The 21,366-nt window shown below is 56.7% G+C and carries 16 protein-coding genes; 10 read left to right on the top strand and 6 right to left on the bottom strand.

Features of this window, described 5'->3' with window-relative positions; genetic code table 11:
- Positions 1-72 precede the first annotated feature (72 nt).
- The gene (locus AC2FD9_RS11630; RefSeq protein ID WP_282169498.1) at positions 73-1,002 is read right to left on the bottom strand and encodes an AEC family transporter; all 930 of its coding nucleotides are present in this window, start codon (positions 1,000-1,002) and stop codon (positions 73-75) included.
- Between the two features lie 207 nt (positions 1,003-1,209).
- Here AC2FD9_RS11630 and AC2FD9_RS11625 point away from each other — a divergent pair, with 207 nt between their 5' ends.
- Positions 1,210-1,827 carry a TetR/AcrR family transcriptional regulator gene (locus tag AC2FD9_RS11625; RefSeq protein WP_282169497.1) on the top strand — a complete coding sequence of 206 codons (618 nt, stop codon included), beginning with the start codon at positions 1,210-1,212 and terminating at the stop codon, positions 1,825-1,827.
- A gap of 70 nt (positions 1,828-1,897) precedes the next feature.
- Here the strand turns inward: AC2FD9_RS11625 and AC2FD9_RS11620 are convergent, their stop codons facing one another.
- Genes AC2FD9_RS11620 through AC2FD9_RS11610 form a run of 3 tightly spaced genes read right to left on the bottom strand, consistent with a single transcriptional unit; the run spans position 1,898 to position 8,801 of the window.
- Entirely contained in the window at positions 1,898-3,268 is a 1,371-nt protein-coding gene (locus AC2FD9_RS11620) for an HlyD family type I secretion periplasmic adaptor subunit (RefSeq protein WP_496836965.1), read from the bottom strand.
- Positions 3,265-5,022: a type I secretion system permease/ATPase gene (locus AC2FD9_RS11615; RefSeq protein ID WP_496836963.1), complete on the bottom strand. Its 1,758-nt coding sequence runs from the start codon at positions 5,020-5,022 to the stop codon at positions 3,265-3,267. Before AC2FD9_RS11615 ends, AC2FD9_RS11620 begins: the two co-directional genes overlap by 4 nt.
- A gap of 59 nt (positions 5,023-5,081) precedes the next feature.
- The gene (locus tag AC2FD9_RS11610; RefSeq protein ID WP_496836961.1) at positions 5,082-8,801 is read right to left on the bottom strand and encodes a beta strand repeat-containing protein; all 3,720 of its coding nucleotides are present in this window, start codon (positions 8,799-8,801) and stop codon (positions 5,082-5,084) included.
- Between the two features lie 344 nt (positions 8,802-9,145).
- Between AC2FD9_RS11610 and AC2FD9_RS11605 the strand changes: the two genes are divergently transcribed.
- The 7 genes from AC2FD9_RS11605 to AC2FD9_RS11575 all read left to right on the top strand — a co-directional run bounded on the left by AC2FD9_RS11605 (position 9,146) and on the right by AC2FD9_RS11575 (position 16,882).
- The gene (locus AC2FD9_RS11605) at positions 9,146-10,066 is read left to right on the top strand and encodes a LysR family transcriptional regulator (RefSeq protein ID WP_496836959.1); all 921 of its coding nucleotides are present in this window, start codon (positions 9,146-9,148) and stop codon (positions 10,064-10,066) included.
- Positions 10,067-10,291: 225 nt separating this feature from the next.
- Positions 10,292-11,875 carry an ABC transporter substrate-binding protein gene (locus AC2FD9_RS11600; RefSeq protein WP_282152074.1) on the top strand — a complete coding sequence of 528 codons (1,584 nt, stop codon included), beginning with the start codon at positions 10,292-10,294 and terminating at the stop codon, positions 11,873-11,875.
- A gap of 68 nt (positions 11,876-11,943) precedes the next feature.
- The gene (locus AC2FD9_RS11595) at positions 11,944-13,038 is read left to right on the top strand and encodes a M24 family metallopeptidase (RefSeq protein ID WP_496836957.1); all 1,095 of its coding nucleotides are present in this window, start codon (positions 11,944-11,946) and stop codon (positions 13,036-13,038) included.
- The gene (locus tag AC2FD9_RS11590) at positions 13,038-14,045 is read left to right on the top strand and encodes an ABC transporter permease subunit (RefSeq protein WP_058277167.1); all 1,008 of its coding nucleotides are present in this window, start codon (positions 13,038-13,040) and stop codon (positions 14,043-14,045) included. The genes AC2FD9_RS11595 and AC2FD9_RS11590 overlap by 1 nt, the downstream gene beginning before the upstream one ends.
- Complete coding sequence (locus AC2FD9_RS11585) at positions 14,042-14,947, top strand: ABC transporter permease subunit (protein ID WP_082649183.1); 906 nt, start codon at positions 14,042-14,044, stop codon at positions 14,945-14,947. Before AC2FD9_RS11590 ends, AC2FD9_RS11585 begins: the two co-directional genes overlap by 4 nt.
- Before the next feature lie 4 nt (positions 14,948-14,951).
- Complete coding sequence (locus AC2FD9_RS11580; protein ID WP_058277169.1) at positions 14,952-15,929, top strand: ABC transporter ATP-binding protein; 978 nt, start codon at positions 14,952-14,954, stop codon at positions 15,927-15,929.
- On the top strand, positions 15,926-16,882 hold the full coding sequence (locus AC2FD9_RS11575) for an ABC transporter ATP-binding protein (protein WP_282169490.1): 957 nt from the start codon (positions 15,926-15,928) through the stop codon (positions 16,880-16,882). Before AC2FD9_RS11580 ends, AC2FD9_RS11575 begins: the two co-directional genes overlap by 4 nt.
- A 13-nt stretch (positions 16,883-16,895) precedes the next feature.
- Here the strand turns inward: AC2FD9_RS11575 and AC2FD9_RS11570 are convergent, their stop codons facing one another.
- Entirely contained in the window at positions 16,896-17,576 is a 681-nt protein-coding gene (locus tag AC2FD9_RS11570) for a GntR family transcriptional regulator (protein ID WP_496836955.1), read from the bottom strand.
- 150 nt (positions 17,577-17,726) lie between these two features.
- Here AC2FD9_RS11570 and AC2FD9_RS11565 point away from each other — a divergent pair, with 150 nt between their 5' ends.
- Positions 17,727-18,746: a GlxA family transcriptional regulator gene (locus AC2FD9_RS11565; RefSeq protein ID WP_282119440.1), complete on the top strand. Its 1,020-nt coding sequence runs from the start codon at positions 17,727-17,729 to the stop codon at positions 18,744-18,746.
- A gap of 174 nt (positions 18,747-18,920) precedes the next feature.
- Entirely contained in the window at positions 18,921-20,381 is a 1,461-nt protein-coding gene (gene phnY, locus AC2FD9_RS11560; RefSeq protein WP_496836953.1) for a phosphonoacetaldehyde dehydrogenase, read from the top strand.
- Between the two features lie 55 nt (positions 20,382-20,436).
- Here the strand turns inward: phnY and AC2FD9_RS11555 are convergent, their stop codons facing one another.
- On the bottom strand, positions 20,437-21,279 hold the full coding sequence (locus AC2FD9_RS11555) for a fumarylacetoacetate hydrolase family protein (RefSeq protein WP_282119442.1): 843 nt from the start codon (positions 21,277-21,279) through the stop codon (positions 20,437-20,439).
- Positions 21,280-21,366 lie beyond the last annotated feature (87 nt).

Here is a 21,366-nt window from a genome sequence, read left to right as displayed (position 1 = left end):
CATGGCTATCCTTACACGCTCGATACGTAAAGGCTGCGCGGCTTTGGTGTGCCATTTTTCACAAGGCTTAGATCAGGGCGTTCCGACCCAGGCGATGACCAATGGCACCGTCAGAATGCTGGCCGCTGTGGACAGTAGTATCGCAGCTGATGCACGGTGCGGGGCCACCCTGTAATGGGCGGCCAGCATATACACGTTACCCGCCACCGGCAGTGCCGCGGCGGCGATTGCGACAGAAGCAGGAAATGCAGCCACGGGCAAAATCCAAATCAACACAACGGCAACGCAGACAGGGTGAACGACAAGTTTGCAAAAGCTCAGCCAGCCTGCAATGTGAACGCGTTCGGCGGATTTGCTGGCCAGAGAAGCTCCGATAGCGAACAGGGCACCCGGGGTCGCGGCCCCGCCCAGAATTGTCAGGAAATCGTTCAATGGGACAGGAACAGGAATCTGCAACGCGGACCAGAGCATTCCCGCCGAGATCGAAACGATCATCGGATTCTTGATCAACCCGATCCCGATCAGTCGGAAGGTTGCAGGTTTCAACCGCCCGTCGCGCCCGCCATTTATCAAGATGACGATCAGGGATGAAAAAACCACCAGATCAACCGTCAGAACCAGCATAACCGGGCCAATCGCGGCTTCGGTAAACAGCAGCGCCAGCATGGGCAGGCCCAGAAAACCGACATTGCCGATGGCCGCGCATTGCGCCTCTACCGCTGCGGTCGGGATATCAAGCCGACGTATCCATGCGACAACCGTCGCCAAGACGTACACAGCGGCGGTTCCGATCAAGTATCCAACGACTAGCCTTGCATTGAAAATATCAGCAAAGGGCAGGGTGGCGGCAAAGCGAAACAGCATGGCCGACAGCGCAAAATAGAAAACGAATTTCGTCAGGTACGCCGTTGCTTCTTCAGAAAAAAATCGACTGCGCCCAGCCCAGTATCCCAAGCCGATGATCGCAAAAAAGGGCAGTGTGCGCAGAAAGATATCGACCATGTGCAAAGTGGTAGCACGTAACACACAGGCTGCAAGATATGACGGGCCAATTATAGGGCTTTGGGGACGCGCATTGTAAATTAACTTAACTGGTTAATCGAAAACCTAACGTCATCTGTGTTGCCAGATGCCTGCTAATTGTGCGATTTGTTGTATCTGAACTGAACGGTTTAAACATTTGTCACCCAATCGACCGAAGGAGAGTACATGACCGAAGCAGCCGTCATTCTGCGTACAGGCCGAAAATTTGATCAGGTCCTGCGCGGAGCCCGAGAGGTTTTCATGGCGGATGGTTTCGAAGGTGCAAGCGTCGACGATATAGCCCGTGCCGCCGGGGTCTCTAAGGCCACGCTATACAGCTATTTCCCCGACAAGCGGCTGCTTTTCATGGAGGTGGCGCAGGTCGAGTGTAGACGGATGGCGGAAAACGTCGTGGCGATGGTGGACGATTGCAAACCGGCACGCGAAGTTCTGACAATCGCTGCAACAGAGCTCACGAGTTTTTTGGTCTCGGACTTCTCGCAACAGATGTTCCGCATCTGCATCGCCGAGCGTGACCGGTTCCCGGAGCTGGGCCAAACATTTTATGAGGCCGGGCCGCAGAACGGTCAGCGCCAGATGGTCGAGTATCTGGAAAAGGCGGTCAACAAGGGAGAGTTGGCCATCGACAACCTGCAATTGGCAGCCGAACAGTTCAGTGAACTATGCAAGGTTCGGATTTGGACCCGCGCTGCCATTGGCGTTCAAAAGAGCTTTTCCAAAGCAGAGTTGGATGCAATTGCGACGCAGGCCGTTGATATGTTCATGGCGCGATACGGCGTCTAACCTGCAGCATTTAGTCACGAGAAAGACGTGAACGACCCGCACCCGGCAAGCCGGATGCGGGCAAAATAAGTTACTCGATAAAAGTCTTGGCGAGCCGGTCACTGATTGGTTGTGACAGGTAGCTGATTACTGCGCGCTCGCCGGTTTTCACAAACAGATCCGCGGGCATTCCTGGCAACAGATCCAGTGCGGCGACTTCGGTGGGTTGATCGGCATCCAGTTTCACCCGGGCTTTGTAATAAGGCTCGCCTGTGCGATCGTCCTCCAGCGCGTCGGCTGAGATGTCAAAAATCCGGCCGCTGGCTTCAGGCACATCGGTCTGCGTAAAGGCTGACAGGCGAATGCGCGTTGCCTGACCGATCTGCAACTTGTCGATGTCGGCGGTCTTGATACGTGCTTCGACGATCAGGGCTTGATTGGCGGGAACAATATCCATGATCGCCTCTCCGGGGCGAATGACGCCGCCGGTTGTAGATACAGCCAAATTAACGACCCGCCCGCTGGAAGGGGCCAGGACCTGTGTTCGTTTCAACCGTTCCGATGCCCCTGAATATTGTGACCGGATCAGATCAAGCTGGGCATCCACAACCGCAAGCTCTCCGGCGATCACCTCGTCGCGCAGCTTTTGTTGGCTGAGCAGGGACAGTTGCAACTCTTGCATCTGGTCCTGGGCCTGCGCGATCTGGGTGCGCAACGACGCATCGACACCGCCCAGACGTTCCATTTCGATCTGGCGCGCGCTGACCCGTGTGACGGCCACAAGCCCTTTGTCCAGCAAGGATTTCAGATTGGACAGCTCAACCTGCGTGATGTCCTTCTGGTTTTGGGTCGAGAGGCGTTGTTCGTTCAGGCCGGCGATCTGATTGCGCAGCCCCTGAATGCGTTGCGCGTTGATTTGAGCCTCGGTCCGGCGGGCGCGGGCTTCGGCGTCAAATAGTTGTTTCTGCGTCAGGTAAGGCGACAACCAATGCAGCCGCTGCATTCCATCGCTGAACCCGGCCAAAGCGGTTGGCTCGTCAAACCTGTCCGTGCCGTTAATCTGCGCCAGCAAGCGGGCGCGCCGGACCGACAACTCGCCCAATTGGCTGCCCAGAACACTCAGATCTACGTCGAAATCTGAGGTGTCAAGCCGTACGAGGGGCTGACCTGCCTGAACGAATTCACCATCCGTGACCAAGATCGAGTCAATGATGCCACCATCCAGATGTTCAACCGTCTTGCGGTCACCTTCCACCACAAACGAGGCCGGCGCGACCACCGCCCCATCCAGTTTCGAGGCGAAGGCCCAATAGATGCTGCCGCCGACGAAAGCCATCAGGGTAAACAACCCGAACAGGACATAGCGTTTGATGCCAGAGGCTTCGGTCGTGATGTCCAATACTTGCACATCGTGGGCGGTAAGCACATTCGGGGATTGTGGGCGTTTCATCAACTGGGTCATTGGGCAGCTCCGCTGATCTGAGTTGCATTGGCAGGGCGCACAGTGGGTTCGTGCGCCCCGGATTGGGTCGGTTTGTCCAGAACGTTCCGGCGATTGACCTTCAGGACGTCCTCTTTATCCCCGAACTGTGTTTGGGCGCCGTTTCGCAGGACCACTACTTTGTTGGCAGCCTGCAACGTTGCAGGACGATGGGTCATGACGATGGCAATTGCGCCGCGGGACTGCGCCGCCGTGATCGCATCGCGCAGGGCCTGTTCGCCTTCGGCATCAAGATCCGAATTCGGCTCGTCCAAAATCAACACAAACGGATCGCCATAAAGCGCCCGGGCTAGTGCCAGCCGCTGACGTTGACCACCGGACAAAAAGAACCCCCGACCGATGCGCGTTTCATATCCATCGGGAAGGGCGCTGATCATTTCGTGCACACCGGCTTCGCGTGCGGCACGCAGCACTTCGGCATCGTCTATGGCGACAGAGAAGCGCCCGATGTTTTCGCGGATCGTGCCGTCGAACAGCTCGATATCCTGTGGCAGATAACCGATCTGTTTGCCCAGATCCTCGTGGTTCCATTTGGACATCGGGCTGCCATCCAGCAAAACCTCGCCCCGTTGGGGGTGCCAGATACCGGCAATCATCTTGCCCAAGGTGGTCTTGCCCGAACCGCTATGCCCGATAACTGCCAACACATCTCCGGGCACAAGGCCGAAGTCGATCTGGCGGAGCGAGGCGTTGACGGCGCGCGGGGGGCCTGCCTGCGCAATCTTGACGTCCAGAGATTTGAACGCGCGCGGCAGGTGCAGATTGGGTGGGGCTTCGGCAAACTCTTCGGTCAGTTTAGTCAGCTTGGAGTAAGATCCGCGCGCGGCCAGAAAGCTGCGCCACTGACCGATCAATTGGTCAATTGGGGCCAGTGCGCGGGCCAGTACGATGGTTGCCGCGATCATGACGCCAGCGGTGGATTCTCCGGTGATGGCCAGTGACGCACCAAGTCCCAGAATGGCCGATTGCAATCCCATCCGAACGGTCTTGGACACGACAGAAAAGCTGGCAACCCGGTCAGCGGCGCGGGTCTTGTGCTGATGGGCTTCCGCCTGAAGCGAGGTCCAGCGTCGCAGCAAATCGGATTTCATGCCAAGCGCTTGAACAAGCTCGGCGTTTTTATCACTGATGCTGAACAAGGCATCTGAACGACCGCGCGCTTGAGAAGCCGACCGCATCGGTTCTCGGGCGCGCGAGTTGTTGATCAGAGCCATGATCGTCAGCATGACGGCCCCGGTCAAACCAAGCAGACCCAGATACGGGTGTAGGGCATAAAGGACCAACAGATAGAGCGGGATCCACGGCGCGTCGAACCACGCGGTCAGCGTGGTTCCCGAGATGAATTCGCGAAATCCGTTCACGTCTTCGACAAGGTTTTCGCCAGCGTCGGCTTCGCCATGGACACGGCGGCGCATCGCAGCGCCAAGAACTGGGGCACCAACGTTCAGCTCAAAGCGGGCGGCCAGACGTCCCAAAATGCGCATCCGCATCAGGTCAAGGCAGGCGACCACGACGAATACACCGGCCAACAATGCTGACAACGCGATCAAGGTGTCGACATTTTGACTGGTCAGGACGCGGTCGTAGACCTGCAACATGTAAAGCGGACCGGCGAGCATAAGAAGGTTCAGAAACAAGCTGAAGAAGGCAACTGCAACAAAGCCCTTGCGCAGCGACCCCCAGGCGGCTTTCACGGGATTGGTTTTCTGGGACATCAGGGAACCCTTTCCGGTTTGGCAAACGGGGCGACCTAGGCCGCCCCGCTGTTGATTGGTTAAACGATGAAGTCGTTCTCGGTCAGGTCCGCGGCGTCGACACCGGCCAGACGGATCGAGCCTGCGTCGCCGAAACTGATGACGGCGTCGTCACCATCCTGAACGGTACTCGGACCGCCGTCGAAGTCAGGGCCCAGATCTCCGATCTGAATTCTGTCGACGCCCGTTTCAAAGTCCGAGATTGTGTCGTCACCGAAGGTGCCCTGGAACAGGAAGGTGTCAGCGCCTTCGCCACCGATCAGGACGTCATTGCCGCCCTCACCGTTCAGCAGGTCATCGCCATCCGCGCCGTTCAGAACGTTCTCCAGATCGCTGCCGACAATCACATCACCATCGTCAGAGCCGATGACATTCTCGATCGAGACCAGCACGTCGGTTTCGATCTGATTGTCGATCACGTCCAGTCCGACAACTCCGGTGCCGCCTATTGCATCAACATCAAGCGTCGCGCCCGCGTCCACCAGCGTGTCCTGCACGACCGGGCCGTTTGCGCCCGCTGGTGCATTGTGCAGATGGATGGCTGATACGACACCGGGGATCGGCGTGTTCAGGTCGGCCTCGTTCAAGCCCACAACGCTCAGCTCGCTCGAGTAGGTGACTTCGCCCGTTGCCAGGTGCTGTGTGATGACAACGGTCGCGTTGCCGGTGGCTTCGCTATCCGATGTCGGCCCGGGTTCTTGCGATGCGTCCAGACCGCCGCTCAGCGAAACTGTGCGGATGCCGTTTTCGGTTACATCGCTGTCGACCAGCAATTGTCCGCGGATTTCCCCAGCAGGGAAGTCGGAGGTGTGAATGTTGTAGTACAGATTGCCCAGAACGGCCTCTTCTACAAACCAGCCTCCATCCGGGATATTCGCACCAAACTGGTCCGGAGCCACAATAGCCGCATCCACGATCGAGACGTTGAACCCGGTTTCGCGCGTGGCGGTGCCGTTGCCATTGGCGTCCAGACGGACCTCTACCGCAACATCCAGATCCGAGAAATCGGCTGTGTCGATGCCATCTCCTCCGTCGATGAAGTCATTGCCCAGACCGCCGGTCAGAACGTTGTCAGCGTCGCCTGCGATCAGAACGTCATCACCTGCGCCACCGCTGATGTCGCCGTTAGTAGTGCCCAGATCGACAAAAATGTCATTGCCGTTGCCCAGCAGGACATTGCCGTTGACCACACCTTCTTCGTCGTTGACGATGGTAACGTCACCAGCATCTGAAGCGTCGATCGCATTGACCGTGCCGCGAATTTCGCCTTCATTCAGGACGGCACCAAGAAGGTTCAAGCCGTCGTCAATACGAATGCCGGCTGCAGCATCCGATTGTTCGGAACCGGCAATCAGGCCTTCGTTGATAACAACTCCGGCAAAGGACGCATCATTTTGTCCGGTGAACAAACGCAGGCCGTCGCCGACCTGATTGCCCTCGGTTGCATCGCCGCGACCCTGCAAGACACCTTCGTTTACAATCGCTGCCGAGACGACATCGCCTGAAACGTCACCTGTTTGCAGCGAAACAGCCGAGCCGTTGTTGCCCTCGCCCGCGTCCACCAGACCAGTGTTGGTGAAGGTGTAGTTGTCTGCCGTGCTATCAGCGTAGACTGTGCCGTTGCGCTGATTGCCTGTACCTAAAATGGCACCCAGGTTCTGAACGGAAAGCCCGTTACCATCGATGTTCAGTGCCCGGCTGTCCGAGGAAACGGTGCCACTATTAACAAACGACCCGCCCGAATGGTCACCAGTGCCAAAGTAGACACCGTTTTGCACACCTTCGACGGCACCCGCGTTAAGCAATGTGCCCTGGAAGTTCACGCCATTGACAACTCGGATGCCGGCGACCGTGCCGTTGGCACCTTCAGAGAAAATCCCGCCAAAGTTGGAGATCGTCGCATCGGTAGTGCCGGTGTTGCCAACGTTGCCGATGCGAATGCCATCACCGGCAAGCGGCGTGGCGGCACCCGCGTTTCCGCGCCCGTAGATTACGCCCGTGTTTTCCAGTGTAAATGTGTTGGCACCATCTTCTGCACCACCGATTTCCACACCAAAGCCAGAACCCTGATTGCCGTCACCAGCGTCAATCAGCCCTGAGTTCTGTACCGAGAAGTCATCCGCGGTTCCTTCAGCATAAACCGTACCGTTGCGCTGATCTCCGGTGCCAAGGATGTTGCCTTGGTTGTCGACCTCAAGCCCCGTGCCATCAATGTTGAAGGCCCGGCTGTCCGAGGACACAACTCCTCCTGCTTCGTTGACGAAACGACCACCCGTATGATCCGCGTTGCCAAAGTAGACGCCGTTTTGGACACCCGAGATTGTGCCGGCGTTGGTAAATTCGCCCTGAAAGCTCACGCCATCCACAACGCGCGCACCGGCTACAGTGCCGTTGGCACCTTCCGAACGTACCTCGCCACGGTTGACAATGGTCCCTTCGGCGATGCCCTGATTTCCCGGGTTGCCAATGCGGATACCATCTCCGGCCAGGCCAGTGCCTGCTGCGCCGTTGCCCCGACCCTGGATCAGGCCATCGTTCTCCAACGAGAACGTGTTGGCACCGTCTGCGGTTCCACCGATTTCTGCTGCGAAACCCGAGCCCTGGTTGTGCTCACCCGCGTCGATTGTGCCATTGGCCAGATTGCGGACCGAAAAGTCATCTGCGGTGCCATCGGCATAAACGGTGCCGTTACGCTGGTCGTTGGTTCCCAGAATGTCGCCGCCATTGATCAGGTTGACACCTGAGCCGTCGATGTTCACCGCCCGGCTTCCGGATTGGATGGTGCCAAAGTTCAGCACGTCCAGATCATGTTCACCATTGCCGATGTAAAGACCATTGCGCGGGCCTTCGATCACGCCGGTCGACGTGTTCAGGATCTCGCCCTCGGCGTTTACCCCATCCGCGATGCGGATACCGGCGGCCGTGCCTTGGTTGCTTTCGGTCGAGATCAGGCCACTGTTCACGATCTCGGTTTCCAACGTGGCACCTTCGGCACCGTCGTCAATGCGAATGCCATCGCCGGCCAGCCCGGTATTGGCGGCCCCTTGGCCACGGCCTTGAATTGTCGCGCCAAAACCGTTGAAGATGTCGGTTTCCACGCGATCGCCGACCTCATCGCCGATCTGCAACGAGATGCCCGCGCCCTGGTTGCCTTCGCCCGCGTCAATCGTGCCACCCGTAAAGTTCGAGATCGAGATGTCTTCGGCAGTGCTGTTGGTGTAAATCGTGCCATTGCGCTGATCGCCGGAGCCGATGATGTCACCAAAGTTGCGCACATCAATGCCTTGGCCCTGAATGTCGACTGCGCGGCTGTCAGAGCTGATCACGCCGCCGCGGAAATTGTCCAGGCCGCCCGAGCTTTGAGCACCTGCAAACTGAACGCCGTTAAATTCACCCGCGATCTCACCAAAGTTGCGAACCTGTGCGCTGCCGGTGACCTGAACGCCGGTGGCCAATGCGTCGGGGCCGTTGTTCGCCTCGATCCGCCCAGAGCGGAAGTTGAACACATCAATATCCTGCCCCTGCGCTTGAACGGCGGCAACGGCGTTGTTGGTGATGATTCCACCAAAGTTCAGCAGACGCGAGAAGTCATTTGCCAGCACGAAAGCCGGGGTGTCATCTACAACGGTGCTTTGAAAGAAGTTGTTGAAAAGGGTTTGGCCGTCGCGGGTGGTCTCTTGCGCTATTGTAGACGTGGTCAAGAGACGAGCGCGCAGGCTTGTCAGAAGTTGGGACAGCATGGGGTACTCCGTCATAAATTGTTACGTTTGGCAGTCCGCCCTGTGTGTCGGGCATTCCACGTAGCAAAGGGGTAGATGGCACCCCGGGTCATCTGAAATTCATCCTGCAAATCGGGCGTATAACCAACGCAAATAATCACGGTTTCCGTGAGAATCCGGAAATCCCACATCAAATAAATCAACAGGTTACAATTTTTTTGCCGCGCGTGATGTTCTATTCGAATGCGCCGGTTAACAGTTTTGTCAGCGGAGTTGATCGGGATTTCATGCAGTTTTGCCCGCTTTAAGGTACATAAAGGGGTGGTTTCGAGCCGCTTTTGTATGACCGCAGAGAGATTGAGCGGATGAATTTCAGAGATTTGGAGTATGTGCTCGCCATTGCAAAACATGGCAAGTTCAGCCAGGCGGCGGTTGCGTGCAACGTTTCGCAACCTGCACTGTCGAACCAGATCAAGAAGATGGAACAGGAACTGGGTGTTGAACTGTTTCTTCGACTAAATAACGAAGTGCGCCCAACGGCATTTGGTCAAAGCATCCTCAAAATAGCTGAATCCATCCTGTCTGATGCACAACAGATCCGCGACACTGCCACCCAATACCGCGACCCCGAGGCCGTCACGTACCGGATTGGCATGACGCCAACGCTTGCACCCTACCTGACGCAGTACTTCTCAGGGTTGTTCAGCGATCTGTACCCGCGGATGCGTGTGACCATGATCGAGGACCTTCCGCAAAACATGTTGCAGATGGTGGAAGATCATCAATTGGACATGGCGCTGGTGGCCAAAGTCAACAACAGCGACGCTCTGGCTTTCACGTCAATTTGGGCCGAGCCGTTGTTTCTGGCCATGCGTGAAGGGCACCCACTTTGTATGCTTCCCTCTATTGCGCCAGAGGATGTGCCTCCGCATGACTTCATCCGGCTTCCTCACAGTTTTGGCTATGAACTTGAGGACCGTTTGCCCAAAGCTGATCCTGCGATCCGAGTCGCCAAGCGGTTTGATCTGAGCGCGCTGAGGTTTGAAACGATCTGCCGACACATTTGTCATTCTGATGATTGTACAATTGTGTCGGCCCTGGCTGCCGAGCAATTCAAGCGAGACAAGTGGCCCTTGTGCTTTGTTCCTTTTGAGGGGCCCGGCAACCTGCGTAACCTTGGTGCTGCGACCCGCCCGGGATGTCCTAGAACTCAAGTTTTGAACCGTGTGGGTGCATATATTCAAGATCAACCCCCGGTTGGTGTTGCGCCGACCTTGACGCCGTAATCACTCGTCAATCTTTGCAATCATCAATGAAACCGAGATGTGTAGTCTCTCGGCTTTGCGAGGTGCATTGGTTCACACATTCCTTCAACTCTCAAAGTGAGTTGACAATGGATTTTGTATTTTGGATACATTGAGCACAGATTTCGCGGCGATGAGAGTCGTCAGAAATTGCTTGGTCAACAAAAGCAACGCGAAAGCCGATTGAAAATTTTCTGGGAGACAATCATGAAACTCAAATTTTTGGCTGCAACAGCGGCTATTGCCCTGTCCAGCGCAGCCGCGCAGGCCAACACGCTGGTTTATTGTTCAGAAGGCTCACCCGAGGGGTTCGATCCCGCACTGTTTACAGCCGGAACCACATTTGATGCCTCATCGCACCCGATCTACAACCGCCTGCTGGAATTCGAAACCGGCACAACCAACGTTATCCCCGGTCTGGCCGAAAGCGTCGAAGCCAGTGATGATGGCCTGGAGTACACATTCAAGCTGCGTCAGGGTGTGAAGTTCCATTCGAATGACGAGTTCACGCCGACCCGCGATTTCAACGCGGATGACGTGATCTTCTCGTTCATGCGCCAAAAGGATGACAGCCATCCCTATAATCAGGTGTCAGGCGGTACGTGGGAATACTTCAAGGGTATGGGTATGCCCGATCTGGTCGAGTCCATTGAAAAGGTCGACGACTACACCGTCAAATTTACTCTGACCAAGCCTGAGGCGCCGTTTGTTGCCAATATGGCGATGGATTTCGCTTCGATCCTGTCTGCAGAATATGCAGATGCGATGATGGAAGCTGGAACACCTGAAAAGCTAAACACCGCACCCATTGGTACCGGCCCGTTCTCGTTTTTGGCGTATCAGAAAGACGCCGTGATCCGCTATGCCCAGAATGCCGACTACTGGAAGGATCCGGCGGATGTTGAAAATCTGATCTTTGCGATCACTCCGGACGCATCCGTGCGCTATCAGAAGCTGAAGGCGGGCGAATGTCACATCATGCCGTATCCGAACCCGGCGGACATTCAGGCGATGCAGGATGATGCCGACATCAACATGTTGGAGCAGGAAGGCCTCAACGTTGGCTACCTGGCCTATAACACCACAATGGCGCCCTTCGACAACCCGAACGTCCGCAAGGCGTTGAACATGGCAATCGACAAGAACGCGATCATCGACGTGGTGTTCCAGGGCTCGGGCCAGGTTGCAAAGAACCCGATCCCGCCGACCATGTGGGGCTATAACGACGCGATCACCGACGATGCCTATGATCCAGAAGCGGCCAAGGCAATGCTGGAAGCCGAAGGTGTTTCCGACCTGTCGATGAAGGTATGGGCAATGCCGGTACAGCGTCCGTACAACCCGAATGCGCGCCGTATGGCTGAACTGATCCAGGCGGATTTCGCGAAGGTTGGCGTGGACGTCGAGATCGTGTCTTACGAATGGGGTGAGTACCTGTCGCGTTCGAAAGATCTGGACCGTGATGGTGCCGTTCTTCTGGGTTGGACCGGTGACAATGGCGACCCAGACAACTTCCTGGCGGTTCTGCTGGGCTGTGACGGTCGTGAAGCGTCGAACCGGGCACAATGGTGCCATGAGCCGTTCGAAGATCTGATCCTGAAGGCCAAACAGTCTACTGATCAGGCGGAACGCACCAAGCTGTATGAAGATGCCCAGGTCATCTTCAAAGAGCAGGCCCCGTGGGCAACCATTGCGCACTCGGTCGTTTACATGCCGATGAGCAATAAGGTTCAGGGCTATAAAGTGCACCCGCTGGGCGGACACATCTTCTACGGTGTGAGCGTCGAATAAACCACCACTCAACGACCGGAGCCGCCCAATTGGCGGCTCCGGTTTTCTTTATTGGGAGGTCGGCGCGAATGCCGGATTTGTCCGAGTACCAACAACTGGCAAAGGACATGTCAGTAGATGCCGTGGCACTGGTGCCCGGTCCGAATTTTACCCGCGCTTTGGTAAAACCCTTCATGAGCAACGAGCGACCCTTTGTGGTCGTGATCCCGGCCGAAGGCGTACCGGCAGCGATTGTGCCGAACCTAGAACTGGGCTCTTGGGCGCTGGTCGGGTTTGACGGCGCTGTCTTCGACTGGCGCGATCAGACGGGCTATGACGATGCCTTCGCGGCACTGGCTAAACATATGCCGCTGCGATCTCTCGCGGTCGAGGGGCAGGTGATGCGCGTCTTTGTCTCTAAGGCCTTTACCCGTGCATTGCCCGAGCTGCGAATCGTGGACGCGGAACGAGAGATATCCGGTCTGCGCATCATCAAGACAGACGATGACATTGCAGCGCTGCAAGCGGCGATCGATATCTCGGAGCGAGCGCTGGAGCGGGTCATTGCGGATGTTCGCGTTGGCCAAACAGAAGTACAAGTTGAACAAGCATTGATCCAGGCGCTGTTCGCAGAAGGGGCTGCGTCGCTGGCATTTTCGCCCATCGTGACGGCCGGAGGAAACTCGGCTCAACCGCATGGTAAAGCACGCGCGGATTATCAGATCAAAGCAGGCGACGCGCTGCTGTTCGATTTCGGCGCACGCAAACATGGGTTTGCCGCCGACATCACACGCACCTTTTTTGTCGCCGAAGCCTCGGATGAGGGCAGGGCGGTCTACGACACCGTTCTGCGGGCCAACCTGGTCGGGTTCGAAGCTTGCCGGCCTGGCGTCACTGCCCACGATATCGACGACGCGGTGACCAGCGTGCTCGAGGCCTCGCCCTATGCAGATCGTATCCGCACCAAGACCGGTCATGGGCTGGGCCGCGATGTGCACGAAGCGCCCTACATCATGCGTGGCAACGGCCAGATCATGCGCGCGGGCATGGTTTGGACAAACGAGCCGGGCCTCTATGATCTGGACAATTTCGGCGTTCGGATCGAAGATGACGTATTGGTGACCAACGACGGTTGCCGGTCGCTGACCAGCTTTCCCAAAGAACTAACAATCATAGGCCGCTGATGTTTGGCTATTTTCTTACCCGCCTCGGCATGTTCATTCCGACATTTCTGGGCGTAACACTGATCTCGTTCATGTTCATTCGGGTGCTTCCAGGCGATCCGATCATCGTCATGGCCGGTGAACGCGGAATGTCCGAAGAACGTTATCAAGAAATGGTCGAGAAGTTGGGCTTCGACAAACCGGTGCTAGAGCAATACTGGGACTACCTGGTTGGCGTGTTACATGGTGATCTGGGCGAAAGCTTTGTCACCAAGAAGCCGGTTTGGGACGAATTCTTTGCCCTGTTTCCCGCCACGCTGGAACTGTCGATCTGTGCCATGATCTTTGCAGTGGCTTTGGGGCTTCCTGCGGGCGTTATTGCCGCTGTGAACCGGGGCAAATTCTTCGACCGGGCGCTGATGTCGTCCGCGCTGATCGGGTATTCCATGCCGATCTTCTGGTGGGCGCTGTTGTTGATCATCGTGTTTTCCGGCAACCTTGGTTGGACGCCTGTCTCAGGCCGGATCGACCTGCTGTACTACTTTCCAAGCGTCACGGGCTTCATGTTGATCGACAGTCTGCTGTCCGGGCAGGAGGGGGCGTTTGGATCGGCTGTACGCCATTTGATCCTGCCGACCATCGTTTTGGGCACGATCCCTTTGGCCGTGATTGCACGCCAGACCCGTTCGGCCATGTTGGAAGTGTTGGGTGAGGATTACATCCGCACGGCCCGCGCCAAGGGCCTCGCCCCCGCGCGGATCAATGGGCTGCATGCGCTGCGTAATGCGCTGATCCCGGTGATTACAGTGATCGGCCTGTCGGTCGGCACTTTGCTGGCCGGAGCGATCCTGACCGAGACAATCTTTAGCTGGCCTGGCATCGGCAAGTGGATGGTCGACAGCATTTTCCGCCGCGACTACCCGGTGGTGCAGGGCGGCCTGCTGATGATCGCCGTGATCGTCATGCTGGTGAACCTGCTGGTCGATGTCCTTTACGGCGTCATCAACCCCAAAATCCGGAGGCGATGATGGCTGAATTGTCCGCGACCCCACCAAAAACCGAAGACCGCCCCAGTGCCCTGCGAGAGTTCTGGTTCTATTTCAGCGAAAACCGCGGTGCGGTGATGGGCCTTTGGGTCTTTGCAGCTTTTGTTTTCTGTGCGGCCTTTGCGCCTTTGTTGGCCCCCTACGACCCGACTGAACAGTTCCGCAATCACATTCTGCAACCGCCTGCGTGGCAAGAAGGCGGCAGTTGGGCCTTCCCGTTGGGCACCGATCCGCTGGGTCGGGATATGCTGTCGCGGCTGATCATGGGCTCACGTTATTCCTTCTTTGTCGGCATCGTGGTGGTGTGTGTGGCCGTGACGGGCGGGGTGATTGTCGGCCTGCTGTCGGGTTTCGCGCCCAAATGGGTCGATACGATGATCATGCGGGTGATGGATATCATCCTGTCCTTCCCCTCGCTACTGCTTGCGCTGGTTCTGGTTGCCATCCTTGGCCCCTCGTTGACGAACGCGATGATCGCCATCGCCATTGTGTTTCAACCGCATTACGTGCGTTTGACCCGGGCATCTGTGTTGGCAGAGCGGCAAAAGGACTATGTGACCTCTGCCCGCGTCGCCGGTGCCAGCAAGGCCCGGCTCATGTTCAAGACCGTGCTGCCGAATTGTCTGGCTCCGATCATCGTTCAGGCGGCACTGTCGTTTTCAACCGCCATTCTGGATGCGGCAGCCCTTGGCTTTCTGGGCATGGGCGCGCAACCGCCCACGCCGGAATGGGGCACCATGCTGGCCGAAGCGCGTGAATTTATTCTGCGCGCGTGGTGGGTGGTGACGTTCCCCGGTCTGGCCATCCTGGTCACGGTGCTGGCCATCAACCTGATGGGCGACGGTCTGCGCGACGCGCTGGACCCTAAGCTAAAGCGGAGCTGAAGACATGAGCCTGTTGGATATCCGAAACCTCACTGTCGAATTCGCAACCGCCTCGGGTCAGTTCCGCGCTGTGGATGGTGTTGACCTGTCGGTCGACAAGGGTGAGTTGATGGCCATCGTCGGCGAAAGCGGCTCGGGCAAATCGGTGTCGATGCTGGCATTGATGGGTCTGCTACCCTGGACGGCCACGATTACGGCCGACCAACTAAGCTTTGAAGGCATTGATCTGACCAAAATCTCGGCCCGTGACCGGCGCAAGATCATCGGCAAGGACATTGCTATGATTTTTCAGGAACCGATGTCTTCGCTGAATCCTTGCTTTACGGTCGGCTTCCAGATCAAGGAAGCCTTGCGCATCCACCTGGGCCTGAACCGAAAGGACCGCCACCAACGCGCCATAGAGCTGTTTGATCAGGTCGGCATCCCCGCACCGGAAAGCCGCCTGAACACGTTTCCGCACCAGATGTCCGGCGGCATGAACCAGAGGGTGATGATAGCGATGGCCATCGCCTGCAAACCCAAGCTGTTGATTGCGGACGAGCCGACGACTGCGCTGGACGTGACAATTCAGGCGCAAATCCTTGATCTGTTGGTTCGCCTACGGGACGAACAGGGCATGGGTTTGGTCCTTATCACTCATGATATGGGCGTTGTCGCCGAGACCGCCGAGCGGGTGCAGGTCCAATATGCTGGCCAAAAGGTCGAGGAGCAGGCAGTCAAAGACCTGTTCCGCACCCCGCGTCACCCCTACACAACTGCGTTGCTTAACGCGCTTCCGGAACGGGCGACGTCGAAGATGCTGCCTACTATTCCCGGCGTCGTTCCAGGGCAGTTTGACCGGCCAAAAGGGTGTCTGTTCAGCCCCAGATGCCAATATGCTGATGATCTGTGCCGATCGTTGCCCCCAACTCCGCACAGTGCGGAGTTCGGCAAGGCGCGTTGCCATTACGTTGAAAAGATAACAACCGGAGAGCTGGCATGACCGCCCCCATCGTTCAGGCCAGTGAATTGGCCAGGTTTTATACCGTAAAAGGCGGGTTGTTGTCGAAGGCCGCAACGGTAAAGGCCTTGTCTGGCGTGGACTTCGAACTGCGGCCGGGCAAAACGTTGGCGATCGTAGGAGAGTCCGGTTGTGGGAAGTCCACCCTCGCAAGGGTGGTGACGATGATCGAAGAACCGACCTCGGGTAGTCTGACCATCGATGGCGTTGAAATATCTCCGTCGAAATGGGCCCAAATGCGTGAAACTGTGCAGATTGTGTTTCAGGATCCCTACGGCTCGCTCAACCCGCGCCAACGGATCGGTCAAATCCTGCAAGAGCCATTGATAATTAACCGCCGCGAGATGTCCGCAGCCGACCGCGAGGCGCGCGCTCGTGAAATGATCGACCTCGTGGGTTTGCGCCCCGAACATTACGACCGCTACCCACACATGTTTTCGGGCGGGCAGCGGCAGCGGATTGCGATTGCCCGCGCCTTGATGCTGAACCCCAAGGTGCTGGTGTTGGATGAGCCGGTTTCAGCACTGGACGTCTCAATCCAGTCGCAAATTCTGAACCTGCTGGTCGAATTGCAGGAACGTCTGAACCTTGCCTATCTGTTCATTTCGCATGATTTGTCGGTGGTAAAGCACTTTGCCGACGACGTAATTGTCATGTATTTGGGCCGCGCGGTTGAAAAAGCTCCGAAAGAAAAGCTGTTTGCTGCCCCTCGCCATCCTTATTCCAAGGCTCTTTTGTCGACGACGCCTCGCGCAGATCCCGACGCGCGAAAGGATCGGATCAAACTGGAAGGCGAGCTTCCGTCCCCGATGAACATCCCCAAAGGCTGTGCCTTTGCACAACGGTGCTGGCTTGCAACCGAAGAATGCCGCGCCGCGCCGCCAGAACTGAGCGGGACAGACCACAAAGTGGCGTGCCTGCATCCACTGGGGTAGGGATGGGGGACCTTCAGCCGGATTCGCCTTTCCGTGTCTTGATAACCATCGCCAGCAACTGATCCTTGGTCCGTTGAATATGCTTGGTCAGCAGTTCACCTGCGGGATCAACCTGACGTTTGCGTGCCAGCGACAAAAGCTGTCGGTGATCTTGCTTGGCGGGCTCGCGCTGTTCCATGACGCTTAGATGCATACGGACATAGCGGTCCGATTGCAGATTGACCCGTTGAAGAATCTCATTGGTCAGCCCACGATCAGCAGCCGCATAAAGGGCTTTGTGGTATTCATAATTCAGGCTGCCCCACCGCCCGACATTATAAGCTTCGTAAGACCTTTCCATGTCATCGAGCAGCTTCTCGCACCTGGCGAAATCAGCTTCCGTCATCTGCGGAATGGACCTTTTAAACAGGTCGACCTCCAAAAGAACCCGAAGGTCGAAAATCTCGCCAATTTCCGAAAGCGAATGCGAAGTCACCGATGCACCACGGTTGTTAGTCAGCTGCACAAGGCCTTCGGCATCCAGCCGTTTCAGAGCTTCGCGGATCGGCATGCGCGAAACATCATAATCCTCGGCAAGGGCCTCTTGCCGGATGGTTTCACCTTCGGCCATCTCTCCGCTTAGGATACGTTCCCGCAGATCATTTGTGATGACTTCCGGAAGACTTTGACGTGCGATCGCGCGGGTTCTGGGCATAAGAGTGGTCTCGGTCGGTGTAAGTTGTATCCAAAATACAAAATGAGCGTTCGATTTCCAAGGGTCTTACATCTATTGATAACTTAAAGTTGCTCGAGCGTTTCAGCAGGCCAGCGACGATGCGGTATTCGAACGCGAAGGAGGGGTGTAGTGGACAGCCAACGTTTCCTGCCCAGGGGGGCGATTTCCGTCGACGTTCCCTATGATGGACCACCCAAGGCCTTTCATTTCCTGTTGCTGCCTAATACCACGATGTTGGCGTTTAGCGCTGCGATTGAACCCTTGCGTATTTCAAACCAACTGGCCCGAAAGCAATTGTTCGAATGGTACGTCCTGTCCGCAGATGGCGCACCGGTCACGTGTTCGAACGGAATCCGCATTCAAGCCGACCAACCCATGCATGATCTAGAGCAGGGGGCCTATACCTTCGTGTGTTCCGGCACTGAGCCGATGGCCTCGTTTGACACCCGGGTTCTGAATTGGATCCGTCGGCAAAAGGCACATGGATGTGATTTTGGCGGTATCTGCACCGGGGCATTTGCCTTGGCCAAAGCCGGCCTGATCGGCGACAGAAAGTTCACCGTTCATTGGGAAAATCGCCCCGGGTTTTGCGAGTATTTTCCGACAATGACACCAACCCAGAGCCTGTACGAGATTGACGGCAAGCTGCGCACTTGCGGGGGAGGGCACGCCAGCACCGATATGATGCTGGAAGTGATCGAGGAATTGTTCGGCAACGCCCTGGCCATCAACGTGTCTGAGATGTGTCTGCATCGGCGGGTCGGTGAAAGTGGCAGCAATCAGGTTTCGCCCGTCTCGGCCCTTTTGGGGACGCGCAACGGCAAGCTGGTCGAAGCTGTCCAAGTCATGCGGGACAACATTGAATCGCCGCTCAGCCTTGAGGCGGTGGCGGATCAGGCGTCTCTGTCCAGACGCCATATGGAACGGCTGTTCCAGCAGCATACAAAGATGTCGCCCGGCCAGTATTACAACAACCTCAGGCTGGATCGCGCCTTCGCCCTATTGAATGAAACCGACCTCAGCGTATCCGAGATTGCCTTTGCATCCGGGTTTTCCAGCACGGACAGGCTTTCGGTTCATTTCCGAGGCCGGTACAATGTTTCGCCGCATAACTTCCGCAGATCGTGGTCGCACGAAAGTGGCAACTAAGACCGTTGGTGAGACTTGGATACCGAGGTGCAATCCAGCTCTGGACTGCCACAGTGGATTGACCGAGCGGGGCGTTCCCTTCATCTTCAATTGCGTGATCGACACTTCGCTGCGCCTGCCATTGCGCAATTTTGAAGCACCGCTTTTTGCCAGCATAGCGTTGGCCCCTTTATCATGGACATTATCATGAACACATCCGGTATCCGCAACGAAGGCATGCGTATTGGCGGCGAGATTGTCTTTACCGATGCTAAAATCCCGGTCCACTACCCCTACACGAGTGAGGTTGTCGGTACCGTCCCTGCCGGCACTTCTGAACATGTACGCAAAGCTTTTGAGATCGCCGCAAATTACACGCCCAAATTGACGCGTTACGAACGCAGCGAGATTTTGCGGCGCACCGGCGCGTTGATTGGTGAAAATCGCGAAATCCTCGCAAAATGGCTGACGCTTGAGCTTGGCATCTGCCATCAGCACTCGATCTATGAAACCAGGCGCGCGCAGGACGTTTTTCAGTTCGCTGCCTCCGAGGCCCTGAAGGACGATGGTGAGGTTTTCTCGTGCGATCTGACCCACAACGGCAAGGCGCGCAAGATTTTCACCAAACGCGAGCCGGTCAGAACCATCAGCGCAATTACACCGTTCAATCACCCTCTGAACATGGTCAGCCACAAGATTGCACCGTCCATTGCCACCAATAACAGCATGGTCTGCAAACCGACCGAGCTGACCCCACTGACGGCCCTGACGCTGGCGGACATACTGTACGAGGCAGGGCTGCCGCCCGAAATGTTTCAGGTCGTGACTGGCTGGCCAAAAGATATCGGCGATGAGATGATCACCAATGAACACATTGACATAGTCACCTTCACGGGCGGTGTGCCGGTAGGCAAGATGATCGCGTCCAAGGCGGGTTACAAACGGCAGGCACTGGAGTTGGGCGGCAACGATCCTCTGATCGTGCTGAATGATCTGAATGACGCCGATCTGGACAAGGCCGCCAGTATAGCTGTGGCCGGGGCCACAGGGAATTCGGGGCAACGCTGCACCGCGATCAAACGCATTCTGGTTCAGGAAAGCGTGGCAGATAGATTTGTGCCACTTGTTCTGGAAAAGGCAAAAGCGATCCGGTTTGGTGACCCTCAGGACCCAGAAACGCAATTGGGTTGCGTGATCCACGCACAAGCCGCCGAGTTGTTCGAAAACCGCGTGCTGAAGGCTGCGCAAGAGGGCGCAGAAATCCTCTATCACCCCGGCCGCGACGGTGCACTGTTGCCGCCGATCGTCGTCGACAAGGTGCCCCACGGCAGCGAGTTGGTGATGGAAGAAACATTTGGTCCAATCGTGCCGATCGTTCGTGTTCCAGATGATGATGCGCAAGTCATGCAGATCTCAAACGGCACCGCATTTGGTTTGTCTGCGGGTGTCTGTACAAATGATCTGAACCGGGCGATTACCTACATCAACGGGTTGAACGTTGGCACCTGCAACATCTGGGAACAGCCCGGCTACCGGATCGAAATGTCTCCTTTTGGCGGCATCAAGGACAGCGGCAACGGCGTCAAGGAAGGCGTGATCGAGGCGATGAAATTTTTCACCAACGTCAAAACTTATTCACTGCCCTGGCCCGAGTGACTTTTCAGCCCTTTTTCTTTTGCGGGAAATTGTGACAATTGCACAAACAGGGGGCTCAGCCCTGCACAACGTTCTGCCGTTGCACACCCAAGCCTTTGATGCCCAACTCCATCCTGTCGCCGGGTTTTAAATAGGTCGGCGGATTTTGGCCCATGCCCACACCCGGAGGGGTGCCTGTCGAAATCACATCTCCCGGCTGCAGCGACATGAACTGCGACAGATGAGAGATTGCTGTCGCCACGCCGAAATGCATCGTTCGGGTCGATCCATTCTGAAACCGTTGCCCGTTCACCTCAAGATACATCTGCAGGTCCTGCGGATTGGGTACCTCATCCCGTGTCACAAGCCATGGACCTATAGGACCGAACGTGTCGGCGGATTTGCCTTTGACCCACTGGCCCGAACGGTGCAGTTGGAAATCGCGTTCTGATATGTCGTTGATGACGCAATAACCGGCGACATGGTTCAAGGCTTCGGCTTCCGAGAGGTATTTGGCCTCTTTCCCGATCACCACACCCAGTTCCACCTCCCAATCGGTTTTGACCGAGCCACGAGGGATTTCGACCGTGTCGTTGGGGCCAATAATGGCCGAAGTTGCCTTAAAAAAGATTACCGGTTCCTGCGGCAGCTCCATCCCACTTTCGGCCGCATGATCGGCGTAGTTCAGACCTATGCAGACGAACTTGCCGACCTGACCGACGCAAGCGCCAATCCGCGGTTGACCATCCACTAGAGGCAGGCTTGCGGTATCCAACCTGCGCAATCGGTCCAGGGCTTCATCGCCAAGCAACTCGCCTGTGAGATCATCAATCACACCCGACAAATCACGAATTGCGCCCTTGGCATCCAGAAGACCGGGCTTTTCCGCGCCCTTGGGACCGAACCGCAGTAATTTCATTGATAGTGTTCCCTTTGCTCAGAGCGTCCGCGGCCATCATTAGCCAACAGGGGTGCGGATGGGAAATTCCGTTGTATTTGACCGGAC

Source organism: Ruegeria sp. YTSC230 (assembly GCF_059609665.1).
The sequence above is the reverse complement of the archived record's forward strand: the minus strand, read 5'-3'. Positions and strand labels throughout refer to the sequence as shown.

Coding starts and splice junctions, on each gene's coding strand:
- AC2FD9_RS11575 (WP_282169490.1), top strand. CDS start 15,926: ATGACCGCCCCCATCGTTCAGGCCAGTGAATTGGCCAGGTTTTATACC.
- AC2FD9_RS11630 (WP_282169498.1), bottom strand. CDS start 1,002: ATGGTCGATATCTTTCTGCGCACACTGCCCTTTTTTGCGATCATCGGC.
- AC2FD9_RS11600 (WP_282152074.1), top strand. CDS start 10,292: ATGAAACTCAAATTTTTGGCTGCAACAGCGGCTATTGCCCTGTCCAGC.
- AC2FD9_RS11590 (WP_058277167.1), top strand. CDS start 13,038: ATGTTTGGCTATTTTCTTACCCGCCTCGGCATGTTCATTCCGACATTT.
- AC2FD9_RS11620 (WP_496836965.1), bottom strand. CDS start 3,268: ATGACCCAGTTGATGAAACGCCCACAATCCCCGAATGTGCTTACCGCC.
- AC2FD9_RS11570 (WP_496836955.1), bottom strand. CDS start 17,576: ATGCCCAGAACCCGCGCGATCGCACGTCAAAGTCTTCCGGAAGTCATC.
- AC2FD9_RS11555 (WP_282119442.1), bottom strand. CDS start 21,279: ATGAAATTACTGCGGTTCGGTCCCAAGGGCGCGGAAAAGCCCGGTCTT.
- AC2FD9_RS11625 (WP_282169497.1), top strand. CDS start 1,210: ATGACCGAAGCAGCCGTCATTCTGCGTACAGGCCGAAAATTTGATCAG.
- AC2FD9_RS11605 (WP_496836959.1), top strand. CDS start 9,146: ATGAATTTCAGAGATTTGGAGTATGTGCTCGCCATTGCAAAACATGGC.
- AC2FD9_RS11585 (WP_082649183.1), top strand. CDS start 14,042: ATGATGGCTGAATTGTCCGCGACCCCACCAAAAACCGAAGACCGCCCC.
- AC2FD9_RS11595 (WP_496836957.1), top strand. CDS start 11,944: ATGCCGGATTTGTCCGAGTACCAACAACTGGCAAAGGACATGTCAGTA.
- AC2FD9_RS11615 (WP_496836963.1), bottom strand. CDS start 5,022: ATGTCCCAGAAAACCAATCCCGTGAAAGCCGCCTGGGGGTCGCTGCGC.
- phnY (WP_496836953.1), top strand. CDS start 18,921: ATGGACATTATCATGAACACATCCGGTATCCGCAACGAAGGCATGCGT.
- AC2FD9_RS11580 (WP_058277169.1), top strand. CDS start 14,952: ATGAGCCTGTTGGATATCCGAAACCTCACTGTCGAATTCGCAACCGCC.
- AC2FD9_RS11610 (WP_496836961.1), bottom strand. CDS start 8,801: ATGCTGTCCCAACTTCTGACAAGCCTGCGCGCTCGTCTCTTGACCACG.